This is a genomic window from Saccharopolyspora rhizosphaerae (genome assembly GCF_003931915.1).
Lineage (GTDB): Bacteria > Actinomycetota > Actinomycetes > Mycobacteriales > Pseudonocardiaceae > Saccharopolyspora > Saccharopolyspora rhizosphaerae.
The window spans coordinates 132,890-147,439 of sequence record NZ_RSAA01000008.1; the positions used below are offsets into that span (position 1 = coordinate 132,890).

10 protein-coding genes are annotated in these 14,550 nt (G+C 71.4%); 2 read left to right on the forward strand and 8 right to left on the reverse strand.

The features are described 5' to 3' along the window. Positions 1 to 67 precede the first annotated feature (67 nt). Genes EIL87_RS09825 through EIL87_RS09835 form a run of 3 tightly spaced genes read right to left on the reverse strand, consistent with a single transcriptional unit; the run spans position 68 to position 2,132 of the window. The gene (locus EIL87_RS09825) at positions 68 to 496 is read right to left on the reverse strand and encodes a MaoC family dehydratase (protein WP_125089909.1); all 429 of its coding nucleotides are present in this window, start codon (positions 494 to 496) and stop codon (positions 68 to 70) included. Between the two features lie 2 nt (positions 497 to 498). After that, positions 499 to 960 carry a MaoC family dehydratase N-terminal domain-containing protein gene (locus EIL87_RS09830; protein WP_125089910.1) on the reverse strand — a complete coding sequence of 154 codons (462 nt, stop codon included), beginning with the start codon at positions 958 to 960 and terminating at the stop codon, positions 499 to 501. An 11-nt stretch (positions 961 to 971) separates the two neighbouring features. Continuing rightward, on the reverse strand, positions 972 to 2,132 hold the full coding sequence (locus tag EIL87_RS09835; protein WP_125089911.1) for an acetyl-CoA C-acetyltransferase: 1,161 nt from the start codon (positions 2,130 to 2,132) through the stop codon (positions 972 to 974). A 224-nt stretch (positions 2,133 to 2,356) separates the two neighbouring features. On the opposite strand from EIL87_RS09835, the gene EIL87_RS09840 reads away from it, so the two are divergent. Continuing rightward, positions 2,357 to 2,671 (forward strand): hypothetical protein, encoded by a 315-nt coding sequence (locus EIL87_RS09840; RefSeq protein ID WP_125089912.1) that lies wholly within the window; start codon positions 2,357 to 2,359, stop codon positions 2,669 to 2,671. Between the two features lies 1 nt (position 2,672). Here the strand turns inward: EIL87_RS09840 and EIL87_RS09845 are convergent, their stop codons facing one another. From EIL87_RS09845 to EIL87_RS09865, 5 genes are all read right to left on the reverse strand, one after another. Then, complete coding sequence (locus tag EIL87_RS09845) at positions 2,673 to 6,755, reverse strand: tetratricopeptide repeat protein (protein WP_407690527.1); 4,083 nt, start codon at positions 6,753 to 6,755, stop codon at positions 2,673 to 2,675. Positions 6,756 to 6,907: 152 nt separating this feature from the next. Next, complete coding sequence (locus tag EIL87_RS09850; RefSeq protein ID WP_233576136.1) at positions 6,908 to 7,984, reverse strand: lysozyme; 1,077 nt, start codon at positions 7,982 to 7,984, stop codon at positions 6,908 to 6,910. A 202-nt stretch (positions 7,985 to 8,186) separates the two neighbouring features. Continuing rightward, positions 8,187 to 9,692 (reverse strand): tripartite tricarboxylate transporter permease, encoded by a 1,506-nt coding sequence (locus EIL87_RS09855; RefSeq protein ID WP_125089915.1) that lies wholly within the window; start codon positions 9,690 to 9,692, stop codon positions 8,187 to 8,189. Beyond that, positions 9,692 to 10,153, reverse strand: a complete 462-nt coding sequence (locus EIL87_RS09860; RefSeq protein WP_125089916.1) for a tripartite tricarboxylate transporter TctB family protein — start codon at positions 10,151 to 10,153, stop codon at positions 9,692 to 9,694. The genes EIL87_RS09855 and EIL87_RS09860 overlap by 1 nt, the downstream gene beginning before the upstream one ends. Positions 10,154 to 10,158: 5 nt before the next feature. Continuing rightward, positions 10,159 to 11,142 carry a Bug family tripartite tricarboxylate transporter substrate binding protein gene (locus EIL87_RS09865; RefSeq protein WP_199740334.1) on the reverse strand — a complete coding sequence of 328 codons (984 nt, stop codon included), beginning with the start codon at positions 11,140 to 11,142 and terminating at the stop codon, positions 10,159 to 10,161. A 241-nt stretch (positions 11,143 to 11,383) separates the two neighbouring features. Between EIL87_RS09865 and EIL87_RS09870 the strand changes: the two genes are divergently transcribed. Then, complete coding sequence (locus tag EIL87_RS09870; RefSeq protein ID WP_125089918.1) at positions 11,384 to 13,759, forward strand: Tex family protein; 2,376 nt, start codon at positions 11,384 to 11,386, stop codon at positions 13,757 to 13,759. Positions 13,760 to 14,550: the final 791 nt, after the last annotated feature.

Sequence of the window (14,550 nt, forward strand, 5' to 3'; positions counted from 1 at the left end):
GAAGACGCAGCGGCGCAGCCGAGGTCCTGCGCGGGACCTCGCCTGCGCCGCTGGACGTCGACGAGCTCTAGGACAGCCTGACGACTGCCCTTGCTTGCGCCAGGACGTCTGCGCCGGCGGAGGTGGCCGAGAGTTCCACGACCGCGCGGTGGTCGTCGAGCTTCTCGGTGACCCGGCCGGCGACCTCGACCTCGACGCCGGTGTCGTCGTCAGGCACGACGACCGGTTTCGCGAACCGCACGCCGTACTCCTCGACCGCACCGGGGTCACCGACCCAGTCGGTGACCAGCCGAGCGGCTTCGGCCATGGTGAGCATGCCGTGCGCGATGACGTCCGGCAGCCCCGCGGACTTGGCGATCCGCTCGTTCCAGTGGATCTGGTTGAAATCGCCCGACGCCCCGCAGTAGCGCACCAGCGTCAAGCGCTGGATCGGATAGCGCTGCGCGGGGATCTCGGTGCCCACCTCGACCTGGTCGAACGCCACGCTCGCGGCCACGATCACTGCCCTCCCTCTGCGGTCCCGCGCGAGATGATCGTGTTCACCGCGGTCCCGACCAGGTCACCGTCGGCGTCGACGATCTCGGTCTCGATGCGCACCAGCTCGTTGCGCCCGGCGTCGCGGATCTCCACGATCCGGCCCTTGGTGCTGAGCACGTCCCCGGCGCGGATCGGGCGCCGGTAGCTGAACTTCTGCTCGCCGTGCACCACCATCCGGTAGTTCAGCCCGAAGTCCGGGCGCAGGATCGGGTTCTTCTCCGACGCGGCTCCGGTGGCCACGATGGCGAAGGTCGGCGGCGCGATCACGTCCGGGTGCCCGAGCTCGCGAGCCGCGGCCGGGTCCCGGTACGCGGGGTTCGGATCACCGACGGCGTCGGCGAACTCCCGGATCTTGCCGCGGCTGACCTCGTAGGCCTCGTCGGAGGTGAACTCGAAACCGGTGTAGTCCCTGTTGATCGCCACGTCGCCTCCACCTAGAGCCGCTCGATGATCGTCACGTTGGCGGTGCCGCCGCCTTCGCACATGGTCTGCAGGCCGTAACGGCCGCCGGTGCGCTCGAGCTCGTTGAGCATCGTGGTCATCAGCTTGGCTCCGGTGGCGCCCAGCGGGTGACCGAGGGCGATGGCGCCGCCGTTGGGGTTGACCCTGGCCGGGTCGATGTCGACCTCCTTCTGCCAGGACAGGACGACGCTGGCGAAGGCCTCGTTGATCTCCACGACGTCGATGTCGGAGGACTTGAGACCGGTCTTGTCCAAGGCGTGCTTGGTCGCAGGGATCGGCGCGGTCAGCATCTTCACCGGGTCGTCGCCGCGCACGCTCATGTGGTGCACGCGGGCGCGCGGCGTGAGGCCGAGCCGCTGGACCGCCTGCTCGGAGGCGACCAGCAGCGCCGCCGACCCGTCGGAGATCTGGCTGGCGACACCCGCGGTGAGCCGTCCGCCGTCGCTGAGCGTCTTGAGCGAGGCGAGCTTGTCCCTGTCGGTGTCGCGCCGCGGGCCTTCGTCGTGCTCAACGCCCGCGAGGGGCGCGACCTCCCGGTCGAAGTGCCCGCCGTCGATGGCGGCGATCGCGCGGAGGTGGCTGGCGAGCGCGAACTCCTCCATCTCGGCGCGGGAGATGTCCCACTGCTCGGCGATGAGCTCCGCTCCCCGGAACTGCGTGACGACCTCGTCGCCGTAGCGCTTGGCCCAGCCCTCCGATCCGCATCCCGGCCCGTAGGCGCGGGGGAACCCGAGGTCGTCGGAGCCGCGCAACGAGCTCCCGATCGGGATCGCGGACATGTTCTGCACGCCGCCGGCGACGACCAGGTCGTTGGTCCCGGACATCACCGCTTGGGCGGCGAAGTGCACGGCCTGCTGCGAAGAACCGCACTGCCGGTCCACGGTGACACCCGGGACGTGCTCGGGGTAGCCGGCGGCGAGCCAGCCGGTGCGGCCGATGTTGCCGGCTTGCCCGCCGACGGTGTCGACGCAGCCCCAGACCACGTCGTCGACCTCCGCCGGGTCGATTCCGGTGCGGTCCACCAGGTTCTGCAGCACGTGCGCGGACAGGTCCGCGGGGTGGATCCCGCTGAGCCCGCCGCCGCGCTTGCCGACCGGCGTGCGCACCGCGTCGATGATGTAAGCCTCCGCCATGAGGAGTCCCTTCCGTCGCCACCAGTGGCCGGTCCAGAGTAGTCCCGGCGGCAGGCCTGAAACAAGCAAGCGTTTGGTCAGATCGAGCCGAAAAACGTTCGCAGGGCGAACGCCTCATGCACTCACTCGCTGTGATCGACTGGTTGCTCTCCGCTGTGCTAAGGTCTGGCCCCTGCACGTGCAGGTGCCGATGATCTGCGACGGAAGAATCTGGGGGGCTGCAGATGCTCTCGTCAGAAAACGCGGGTGAACCCGACCCGAGCATGTGGCTGCGCAAGCTGGTGCTGCGGGGCTTCCAACTCATGCCGCCGGTGCGCGACGGCGCCGGTGAGCTGGAGGCGCTGATCTACGTGCGCCCGCACGGCGATGTCATCGACATCGTCGAAGTCCTGGCCGAGGACACCGTTCGCGCCGCGCGCGTTCCCCGCCGCGGCGAGATCCGCACCGACACGCACGCAGCCTACTGGCGCATCACCGGCGGCGTCATCGACGTCGTCGACCAGGTCCTGGCTCTGCCGGAGACCTTGATCCGAGCCTGAATCAGCGCGTTTCCCGGCTCACCACCGGAGTTTCGTCCGCGCGCAGCGCGTCGAGCCGGTAGTGCGCTCGGGCCGCGAGGTGGTCTTCGGCGCCCAGCACGCGTTCGTACGCCTGGCGGGCACCGGCGAGATCACCTCGCCGGTGCAGCGCCTCACCCAGCGACAGCACCGCCTCCGGGCCGGGTTCGGGCGCGCCGATCTCCACCGCGCAGCGCAGGTACACCAGCGCCGATTCCACGTCGTCCGCGGCCAGCAAGGCCGAACCCGCCTCCTGCGCCCACTCGGCGACGTGTTCCTCGGGCACCACCGCGGTCATCCGGCGCAGCGTGTCGGTGGCCTCCAGGTGATCGCCGTGACCGCGCTGCTCGTCGAGGACGACGCGCACGTTGTTCAGCGCGTCCTCCCCCAGCTCCTCTTCGGGCACGTGCCCGGCGGCCCTGACGAACGCGGACACCGCGCCTGGCAGGTCACCGGCTTCGTAGCGGATCAGGCCGATGCCGAACTCGCCGCGCGCGGCGATCCCCGGGTCCTCGCAGCTGCTCACCCGCTCGAAGTGGCGCCGCGCGGCGTCCTCGTCACCGTCCTCGAGCAACAGCTCGCCCAGTCGGCTGCGGGCGAAGTCGGAGCCCACCGGAACGCCCAGCTCGACCGCGCTCTCCAACCAGCGCACCCGCTCGGCGCGTTCCTCGGCCCGGTCGGCGAGCAGCAGGTACGCCTGGACCGCGGCCGAGGTGTCAGCCGATCCGGCCGCGCGCAGCAGCATGTCCGCTGACTCCGGTGCGTTCTCGCCGACCGCCCTGATCCGCCGCCACAACGCCGCGCCGAAGTCCTCGGCGGACCCGGCGGCCTGCTCCGTCTCGTCCCAGGTCTGCGCAGCCGCAGCGGCTTCGCCGATCCAGTGCTGCAGGTGCCCCAGCAGCACGCCGGCCTCCACCGCGGCGGGCCCGGCCCCCTCGACCCGGGCGTGGCGGGCGACGGCGATGGCGCCGTTGAGGTCGTGCACCCGGACCAGGAGCTGGGCCATGAGCACCCCGGCGCGCGCGGTGGCCGTCGGCTCGCCGGTGCGGATCGCACGGCGGTACCAGCTCAGAGCGAGGGCGTTCTCGCCTCGCTCGTCGGCGAGCTCGCCCAGCGCGGTCCGTGCCTCGGCCAGCGTGGTGCGGTGACCGTGGTCGGCGACCAGGCGGAAGAAGGCGGGTGCGTCCGGGCTGCCGGCGGCTCGTGCGCGGCGGCCGAACTCCAGGCCCAGCCGGGAGCAGGTCCGGGCGTCCTCCTCGGACGCACCGGTCAGCACGCGGGCGGCGACCGACAGGTCCGTCCAGGCCGCGACCCAGAAGTCGGCGACCGGCTCGGAGCAGTGGTGCTCGGCGATCACGGCCCGTGTGCCCTCGAGGTCGCCCTGGCGCAGCAACCGGTGCGCGCGCTCGTCGGGTGACTCCTCCTGCGCCGCAGGGGTTTCCTCCTCTGGCGCGGCGGGTCGGACCTCGGCGAGGCGGGCGGCGGCCCGCTCCGAGCTGCCGACTCCCGCAGCCGCGACCTCGGCGAAGAGCTCCGCCGCGTGCTCGGCACGGTCGAGGCGCAGCAGCAGCTCGGCTGTGCTGACCTTGGCGGTGGCGGCGTCCTCGGCATCGGCGCCCTCGGCCGCACCGCGCCAGGCCTCCAGCGCACCGTCGGTGTCACCGTGCTCCTCGCGCGTGGCCCCCAGGAGCAGCAGCCCCTGCTGGCGGAGTTCGGCGTGCCCGGCCTCGGCGACCAGCCGCAGCGCCCAGTCGGTGAACGCCGGGACTCCGCGCCGCAGGTAGCGGTGCGCGAGCGTGAGGCACAGCTGGGTGGCCGTGAAGTGGTCGTCGGCCTCGTCGGCCAGCAGCAGGAAGCTGGCGCGCGCCGGTTCGAGCTCCTGGCGCAGCGCGCGCATCGCGAACACCGCGACCGACGCGGCGCTCGACGACGATCCGGCCGCGCGGGTGAACAGCTCCAGAGCTTGGTCGAGGCGGTCCTCGTCGACGTGGTGCTCACCCAGCAAGAAGGCCGCCCGCGGCCCGTGCTCCGGGTGTCCGCTGGCAGCGGTGCGCTGGTAGAGGTCGATCAACGCCTCGTCGCGTCCGATCGTGCGGTAGATCAGCGAGAGCTTGCCGAAGACCTCGCCGACGACGGCCGGGTGCCGCGTGGCCAGCGCGGTCTCGTACGCGGCGATGGTCCCGTCCGGCTCCCCGCGCTCCATGAGCAGCTCGCCGATCCTGCAGGCGGTCCACGGCCGCAGCACGGGGTGGCCTTCCGCGACGACGCGCTGCAACAGCCTGCGCGCCTCCTCGGGCTCGTCGCGGCGCAGCAGGTCTTCGGCCAGTTCGGCGCGCGCGGCCGTGGCGACGAGGGAGTTCGGCGACTCGGCGAGCCGGGTGAGGTCGGCGGCCGGTGCTTGACCGGTGCGCACGGCGCGGGCGGCTTCGGCGAGTTCGCGCGCCGCGGGCTCGGCGCCGGCGAGCACCGCCTCCACTTCGGACTCGTCGTCGCGCTGCATCCGCAGCAGCACCGGCAGCGCGCCGCGCGCGGCCGGTTCGTCGAGCAGCGCGTCGAGGAACTGGGCGCAGCGGGCGTCCGGTCCGGCCTCGGCGGCAGTGCCGCGCAGCAGTTGCCGGGCGCGAGCGGGGTCGCCGAGCGCGGCCTCGGCGAGGGCGAGGGAGATCTGCGTGCGCGCGCGGGAGTCGGGTTCGGACTCGATGAGCGCCTGGTACGCCTCGCGCGTCACCGCGATGTCACCGGAGGCGGCGGCCTGCTGAGCGCGGCGCCGCAGTTCGTCGGGGTGGGGCGGTTCGGCCTGCTCGGCAGGTTCAGCGGGTGCGGCCGGTTCAGCGTGCTCGGGTTCGACGGGCTGAACGGACAGCTGCGCGGTGTCCTCCACGCCGGGCGCCTCGACGTCCATCGTGGACAGCGCTAACTCGGCCTCGTGCGCGACGTTGGTGTCTTCGGCCTGCGCGGCCAGCCGGAACGCCTCCGCGGCGGCGACTTGGTCGCCCTGCTCGTAGCGCAGGACGCCGACGTGGTAGGCGGCGCGCGGCGCCTTGTCGGGATGTCCGGAGCCCACCACCAGGCCGAACGTGGCGATCGCGGCCTCGACGTCACCGGTGTCGCGTTGCAGCTCGGCGAGCACGCCCAGCGCTTCCAGGCTGAAGCGCGGGTGGCGGCTGTCGATGACGCGTTGCAGCGTCGCGCGGGCCTGCGGGACCTGGTCCATCCGGCGCTGCTGCAGGCTCAGCTGGATGAGCGCGTGCAGCCGCACGCTGGGGCGCGGGTCCTGCGCGGCGCGCTCGTAGGCCTGCGCGGCCGCGGCCGGGTCGCCCAGCGCGACCTGGACGCCGCCGAAGAGCACGTGCCCCCAGGCGAGGTGCTCGGGGTGGCCCAGCTCGATGATCTGCTCGGCCAGGCTCCGGGTGACGTCGGTGTCGTCGATGTGCAGCGCGTAGAGCTTGCCCGCGCCGAGCGAGCCGTAGTGCGGGTGCCCGCTGTCGAGGAGCTTGCGCAGCAGCGGTTCGGCGTCGTGGTCGCGCCCCTGCTCCAGCATGGCCAGCGCTCGCTGGTAGGCGATCTGCAGGAACTCGGTGCCCTCGGTGCGCTCGGGCGGCAGGGTCAGCTGTTGCGCGGCTTCGACGACGGCGGGGTCGCCGCAGCTCAGCGCGCGGGTGCGGGCCTCGCGGGCGCCACCGGCGTCGCCGAGCTGCTGGAGCACCTGGGCCAGCAGGACGTCGGCGCGTCCGGCCTCGTCGGGTTCGGCGCCTTCGGTGGCGAAGCGCAGCAGCACCTGGGCGGTGGGCAGTTCCCCGGTGTTGAGCAGCAGGTGACCGAGGGCGAGGGCGGCGGCTTGGGCGTGCACGGGGTGACCGGAGTCGATCACCCGCTGGTAGACGTCGCGGGCCGCGACGAGGTCGTCGTTCTCGGTGAGGATCGCGCCGAGCATGAGGCCGGCCTGGGCGGCGGCTTCGTAGTCGCCTTCGTCCAGCACGGTGCGTAACAGCTGGGCCGCAGCATCGTGATCACTGTCGAGCAGCAACTGCCTCGCTCGGGTGACCTCTTGCTCCCACCGTGACATTCCGCTGCGCCCTCCGATCGGGTGATCGCCGACGACGAGAATATCGTCATCGAGGCGCGTGCAGACCGGCCGCGGCCACCTTTCCCCCGCACGCGCGAAGGAGCGGGCCGCCCATGCGATGGACGACCCGCTCCTCGAGGTGCAGCTCTCGGTCAGCTGGCGAGCTGCTTGAGGCGCTCGAAGCCTTCCCGGAACTGGTTGATGTCGGTGCTCCCGCTGATGCCGGGAACCTTGCCCTTGTCGGTGTACTGCCAGAAGTCCCAGTCCTGGAAGCCCTTGGGCACCGTGGGGCTGTCGACCTCGTAGGCGGCCAGCCACAGCTCGTGGTCCTTGAAGGCGTCAGTGCCGCCCATGCACTGCTTCCAGAAGGACGGGTTGGCGTAGATGATCGGGTCCTTGCCGGTCCGCTGCTTGACCGTGTCGTTGAACGACTTGGTCCACTGGTTCATCTCGTTGACGCTCTTGCCGTAGCAGCTACCGCCGCTGGGGTCGACCTCGAGGTCGAGGACCGGGGGCAGGGTCTTGCCGTCGTTCTTGTAGTCGATGATGTCCAGGAAGCGGTTGGCCTGGGTCGCGCCGTCCGACTCGTCGGGCCGTGCGAAGTGGTAGGCGCCGGCGATCAGACCCGCGTCCTTGGCACCGTGGTACTGCTCGGAGTACTTCGGGCTCTTGAAGTTGGTGCCGTCACTGGCCAGCACGAAGGTGAACTTCTTGCCGTCGGCGGCGACCTTCTTCCAGTCGACGTTGCCGTTGTGGTTGGACACATCGATGCCCTCGACGGGCGGGCCCACCGGAGCCTCCTGCTTCGGCTGCTCACCCTTGGCTTCGGTCTTGGTCTCCGCACGGGTCTGCGGCGGGTCGGCCTTCTTGTGCTCGCCCTGCGAGGCGGCCATCGGGGCGGCCACGGCGGCTTCCGCGACGTCGTGCTCGTCGTCACCGCCGGCGACGCCGCCGATGATCAGGCCGACGACGCCCACGGCGGCCAGCCCGGCACCCACCTGCACCGAGCGCTGCCGGGAGGCACTCCGGACGGACTCGGGGACGTGCGGCGCGACCCTCTCCCGGACGCGCCGAACCATCGGGGACAGCCACTGCTCGACACGCCCCGACGCCGTGCGGGGAGCGTCGGCCTGGGCGTGCCACCCACGCTCGGTGGACTCGTGCTTCGGGGTCGAGACGGAATCGTTGTTCTCGGGGAACTTGCTGTGGTCGGGGGTTTCGGGTTTCACGAGCCCCACACTCCGCGACGGAGCGTGCTCTGCCATCGAGGTTTATACGTAGGCGACTACCTAGTTTAACCCCATCGGGTATCGAGATCCTCATGTTCGCTCACGCAGCGTGAAACCACCCGGTGGCTCGGGGAATCCTAACGGCGCTTCCACGCCATCGTCACCGCCCCACTCCCCTGCTGGGCCGGAGCGGCCGCCCGCGTCAGGGCGTTCGCGCCGGTGCGCGGCTCCCCCGGCGACGCAGCGGAGCGGCGACGGCCAGCAGCAGCGCCACCACCGCCACGGACCAGAGGGTGGTGCTGAGCGGACCGGAGACGAGGATCGAGAGGTCGCCCTCGGAGATCGTCAGAGCGCGACGGAGCTGCTGCTCGGCGATCGGCCCGAGGATGAGCCCGACCACGGCCGGGGCCACCGGGATGTCCGCCTGGCGCATCAGCAGCCCCACCAGCCCCAGCACGCACAGGACCACCAGGTCTCCGGTCGTGCCGCCGGCGGCGTAGGTGCCCAGCGCCGCGAAGACCAGCACCCCGGCGTAGATGCTGTGCGCGGGCATCGTCAGCAGCTTGGCCCACATCCGCACCAGCGGGAGGTTGAGCACCAGCAGCACCAGGTTGCCGATGTAGAGGCTGGCGATGAGCGTCCACACCAGCGGCCCGGACTCCTCGAACAGCTCGGGGCCGGGCTGCAGCCCGTAGGACTGGAACGCCGTGAGGATGACCGCGGCCGTCGCCGAGGTCGGCAGGCCGAGGGTCAGCAGCGGCACCAGCACGCCCGCCGAGGCCGCGTTGTTGGCCGCCTCCGGCCCGGCGACCCCCTCGATCGCGCCGTGCCCGAACTCCTCCGGGTGCTTGGTGAGCTTGCGCTCGACGCTGTAGCTCAGGAACGTCGGCACCTCGGCCCCACCGGCGGGCAGGCTGCCGATCGGGAACCCCAGCAGCGTCCCCCGCAGCCACGCCGGCCAGGAGCGCCGCAGGTCGGAGCGCGAGAGCACGACGCGCTCGCGCAGCGGCTGCACGGTCGAGGCGCCGGTGCCACTGAGCAGGTGTCCGAAGGACTCGGTGAGCGCGAACAGCGCGATCACCACGATGACCACGTCGATGCCGTCCAGCAGCGAGTCCACGCCGAAGGTCAGCCGGGGCTGCCCCGTCTGCGAGTCGATGCCCACCAGACCGACGGCGACTCCGACCAGCAGGCTCGCGACACCTTTGAGCAGGTCGGGGCCGAGCAGGGCGCTGACGGTCACGAACGCCACCGCCATCAGCGCCACGTACTCGGGCGGACCGAAGCTGGTGGCGAAGCCGGCCACCACCGGCGCGAGGAACGTCAGCCCGAGCGTGCCGATGGTCCCGGCCACGAAGCTGCCGAGCGCTGCCGTGGCCAGGGCGGCCGCGGCCCGCCCCGCCCGCGCCATCTTGTTGCCCTCCAGCGCCGAGACCATCGAGGCGCTCTCACCAGGGGTGTTGAGCAGGATCGAGGTCGTCGACCCGCCGTACATGCCGCCGTAGTAGATGCCGGCGAACATGATCAGCGCGCTGGAAGCGTCCAGCCGGAAGGTGATCGGCAGCAGCAGCGCCACGGTCAGCGCGGGCCCGATGCCGGGCAGCACGCCGACGGCGGTGCCGATGGTCACGCCCACCAGCGCCCACAGCAGGTGGGCCGGCGTGAGGGCCGCGGCGAAGCCGTCGAGCAGCAGTCCTACCTGTTCCACTAGAAACCCCACGGTCCGCTGGGCAGGCTCAGCCCGATGAGCCGGTCGAAGACGAAGAACACCGCCGTGGCCAACGCCCACCCGTAGGCGAGCAGCACCCAGCGGCGAGGAGCGCCGAGCAGCAGCGCGGCCGCCACGAACAACCCGGTGGCGGTGGCGACGTAGCCGAGCAGCGGCAGCAGCACGGCGAAGGCCAGCAGGGCACCGACCAGCGCGGCCACCCGCCACGCGGCCCCGGAGCGCGGGACTGCCTCCGCTGTGCGGAGCCGGAGGCCGGACTGCACCAGCAGCCCGAGGCCGACCCCGCCGAGCAGCACGGCGACGAGCACCGGCATCACGGCGGGTCCCATCGCCGAGCCCAGGCCGGGCAACCGCATCGCGTCGGCGACGATCACCACCGCACCCAGCAGCATCAACGCCCCGAACAGCCCGGTGGCGAGCGCGGTTCGACGGTCGTGCACGGAGCTCACCCCAACCCGATCTTGCCGAGCACGTCGGACACCCGGTCCTGCTCGCGTCGCAGGAACGCCTCGAACTCCGGGCCGCCCGAGGTCGCGTCGCCCCAGCCCTGCTCGGCCAGGGTCTCCCGCCACTGGGGCGACCGGGTCATCTCCAGCAGTGCCTGCTCCAGAGCGCTCTCCTGCTCCGGGGAAATCCCGGCGGGAGCGACGACACCGCGCCAGTTGTCCAGCTCGACGTCGAGGCCGCTCTCCTCGAGCGTGGGCACCTCGGGCAGCGTCGGCGCCCGCTGCGCGCTGGAGACCGCCAGCGCCCGCATCTGCCCGGCGGTGATCTGCGGTTCGAGCTCGGAGACCCCGGAGATCGCGATGGTGGCCCGCCCGGACAGCGCGGTGCTGAGCAGTTCGCCGCCTCCGGAGTGCGCGACGTAGGAGAGCTGCGCGGGGTCGGCACCGACGGCTTGGGCGAGCAGCCCGGCCAGGATGTGCTCGGCGCCGCCGGCGGACCCACCGGCGATGGACACCGCGCGCAGGTCCTGCCGCATCCGGGCGTTGAGGTCCGAGAGCGAGCGGATCGGCGAATCCGCAGGCACCGCGATGACCTCGGCGTCGGTCGTCAACCGGATCAACGGGGTGGTGTCGTCGAGCGAGACCGGTGAGTCGTTCGCCCGGACAGCCCCGACCATGATCAGCCCGGTGACCATCAGCTGCGTCGGGTCACCCTGGTAGCGGACGAACTGGCTGAGCCCGATGGTCCCGCCGGCGCCGGTCACGTTGTAGACCTCGGTGCGCCCGGCCTTGTCCTGCAGCGCGTTCTGCATCTCGCGGGCGGTCTGGTCCCAGCCGCCGCCGGGCGCTGCCGGTGCCATCAGCCGCAGTTGCCGGTCGCCGAGCACCTGCGCGACCGGGCTGCCCTGCCGCTGGTCGTCGGGAGCGGTGGCGACGACGGCGCCCGTGAGCAGCACCGCCACCACCCAGGGGATCGCTTTCACCGGAGCACGCCGCATGGATCGCCTCGTTCCGCGCTGACGGACTGTCCACAGCTGTGTACAGTCCCGCACTCCGCTGAGACAAGGGTCACAGCGCCCCGAACTCGGCCCGCACCAACGGATCGCCGAGGCCCCCGGCCGCGCCGACACGCCGAGCCGACTGGCACGGTTGCGCTGGTGACCCGTCGGGCACAATGCTCGACCGGATCTGGCGAAGATCGCAGAGAAGGCGGAACCAGGAAACGTGACGACTGTTCATCAGAAGATCGCCGAGGAGCTCGGGGTCCGCGAAGGTCAGGTGGCCTCTGCCGTCGAGTTGCTCGACGGTGGGTCGACGGTGCCCTTCATCGCGCGCTACCGGAAGGAAGTGACCGGGGCTCTCGACGACGCCCAGCTGCGCACGCTCGAAGAACGGCTGCGCTACCTGCGCGAGCTGGAAGAGCGGCGCGCCACGGTGCTGGAGTCGATCCGCTCGCAGGGCAAGCTCACCGACGAGCTGGAAACCCAGATCCACGCCGCCGATTCCAAGGCGCGCCTGGAGGACATCTACCTCCCGTACAAGCCCAAGCGGCGCACCAAGGCCCAGATCGCCATCGAGGCCGGGCTGGAACCGCTCGCTGACCAGCTGCTCTCCGATCCCACCCACGATCCCCAGACGACCGCCGAAGGTTTCGTGGACACCGAGAAGGGCGTCGCCGACACCCAGGCCGCGCTGGAAGGCGCCCGCTCGATCCTCGTGGAGCGCTTCTCCGAGGACGCCGACCTCATCGGCGAGCTGCGCGAGCAGGTGTGGACGCGTGGCCGGGTGGTTTCCAAGGTCCGCGAGGGCAAGGAGGAGGACGGCGCGAAGTTCGCCGACTACTTCGAGTTCGACGAGCCCTTCACCGCGCTGCCCTCGCACCGGATCCTCGCGCTGTTCCGCGGTGAGAACGAAGAGGTCCTGGAGCTCTCGCTGGAGCCCGACGACGGCACCCCGGTCGAGGGCCCGACCTCCTACGAGCTGCGGATCGCCCAGCAGTTCGGCATCTCCGCGCAAGGCCGCCCGGCCGACAAGTGGCTGACCGACGTCGTCCGCTGGGCCTGGCGCACCCGCATCCTGACCCGGCTGAGCGTCGACCTGCGGCTGCGGCTGCGCCAGCACGCCGAGGACGAGGCCGTCCGGGTGTTCGCGGCGAACCTGCGCGACCTGCTGCTCGCCGCCCCGGCCGGATCGCGGGCCACCATGGGCCTGGACCCCGGCTACCGCACCGGTGTGAAGGTCGCGATCGTCGACGGCACCGGCAAGGTCGTGGCCACCGACACGATCTACCCGCACCAGCCGCAGCGCCAGTGGGACAAGGCCATCGCCACGTTGGCCACGCTCGCGCAGCAGCACCAGGTCGAGCTGGTCGCGATCGGCAACGGCACGGCCTCGCGCGAGACCGACAAGCTGGCCGCCGAGCTGATCAGCAAGCACCCGGAGCTCAAGCTCGACAAGGTCTCGGTCTCCGAGGCCGGCGCCTCGGTCTACTCCGCTTCCGCCTACGCCTCACGGGAACTGCCGGAGCTGGACGTGTCGCTGCGCGGCGCGGTGTCCATCGCTCGTCGGCTGCAGGACCCGCTGGCCGAACTGGTCAAGATCGACCCGAAGTCGATCGGTGTGGGCCAGTACCAGCACGACGTGTCGGAGTCGAAGCTGTCGCGCTCGCTGGACGCGGTGGTCGAGGACTGCGTCAACGCCGTCGGCGTGGACGTCAACACCGCCTCGGCGCCGCTGCTGACCAGGGTGTCGGGCATCAGCGAGTCGCTGGCCGAGAACATCGTGGGCCACCGCGACAGCAACGGCCCGTTCCGGAACCGCAGGACGCTCAAGGACGTCGCCCGGCTGGGACCGAAGGCCTTCGAGCAGTGCGCGGGCTTCCTGCGGATCCCCGACGGCGACGACCCGCTGGACTCCTCCGCGGTGCACCCCGAGGCTTACCCGGTCGTGCACCGGATCCTGCAGAGCACCCAGAGCGAGATCGACTCGCTGATCGGCAACGCGAAGCTGCTCGGGCAGTTGAACCCGCAGGACTTCGTGGGCGAGCGGTTCGGTCTGCCGACGGTCACCGACATCCTCGCCGAACTCGACAAGCCGGGCCGCGACCCGCGTCCGGAGTTCAAGACCGCGACCTTCGCCGAGGGCGTCGAGAAGATCGCCGACCTGCAGCAAGGCATGACGCTGGAAGGCGTGGTCACCAACGTCGCCGCGTTCGGCGCGTTCGTCGACGTGGGCGTGCACCAGGACGGCTTGGTGCACGTGTCGGCGATGTCGAAGAACTTCGTCAACGACCCGCACGACGTGGTGAAGTCCGGTGACATCGTCCGCGTGAAGGTCCTCGACGTCGACATCCCGCGCAAGCGGATCTCCCTCACGCTGCGGCTCGACGACGAGCCGGGCAAGGGCGGCAAGCCCGAGCGCGCCGAGCAGGGCGCCCGCGCCGGTGGCGGTCGTGGCGGTTCCGGCCGTGGTGGTGGCAACCGCGGCGGCGGCAACCGCGGTGGGGGCAAGCAGAACCGCGGCGGCGGGCGTCAGCGCAACGACGCTCCCACTGGTGCGATGGCAGAAGCCCTGCGCCGCGCCGGGTTCGGCAAGAACTGAGCTGAAGCAAGCGAAGGGCTCCTCCGGTTCACCCACCGGAGGAGCCCTTCGCGTTCCCTCACCGGTCGAACCGTCCGGTCTTGACCACAGCCACGAACGCCTGCCACTGCTCGGCGGAAGTGGTGATGCAGCTTCGACGGGACACGTCCCGCACGATGGCTCCGCTCCTCGAGGGGAGCACCTCGATGCGGGAACCCGACTCCCGAGACCGCGACGGGGTTCGCCCTCCGGCCGGTTCCGCTGTCATCTCCTCGCACCTCCTGGGTCTGGAGGACGTCCGCGAGCACTCTCGCCTCCAGGGACTGTCCAAAATCGGCGCACCGCATCCTCATCGACCGCGTGAGGCGCTGGCCCGCCGCGGGCTCTGAACGCTTTCGTGGCGAGTACGCCGGGACGCCGTGCACGGACATACATCGGAGCGGCGCACGGAGTCCACGGAGGCGCTGCGCTCGCCCGTCGGGAGTCTCCGCTACCCGCACCGCCAAGCGGATCGATCCTTCAGCAGCTCCTGGCAGACGACCACTCCTCCCGTCGGCCGGACGTCCTGCGGTTCAGCGCACTCCAGCACTCCCTCGCACCGGTCGACCCGGACCATGCTCGGAGGGAGAACGAGTGCCGGACAACGACTTCAGAGTGTGCTCCGCAGAGCAGGTTCCCTCCGGTCAACGAGCGAACACGTGCAGGCGCGCGTCCACACAGGACGGAGAAGAGTGACCTCCTTGCCGGTGCGCTCGGAGTGCTCCTCCGCGAGCTCGACGTAGATCAGCGCGTGCACGTCGATCAGGTCGGCA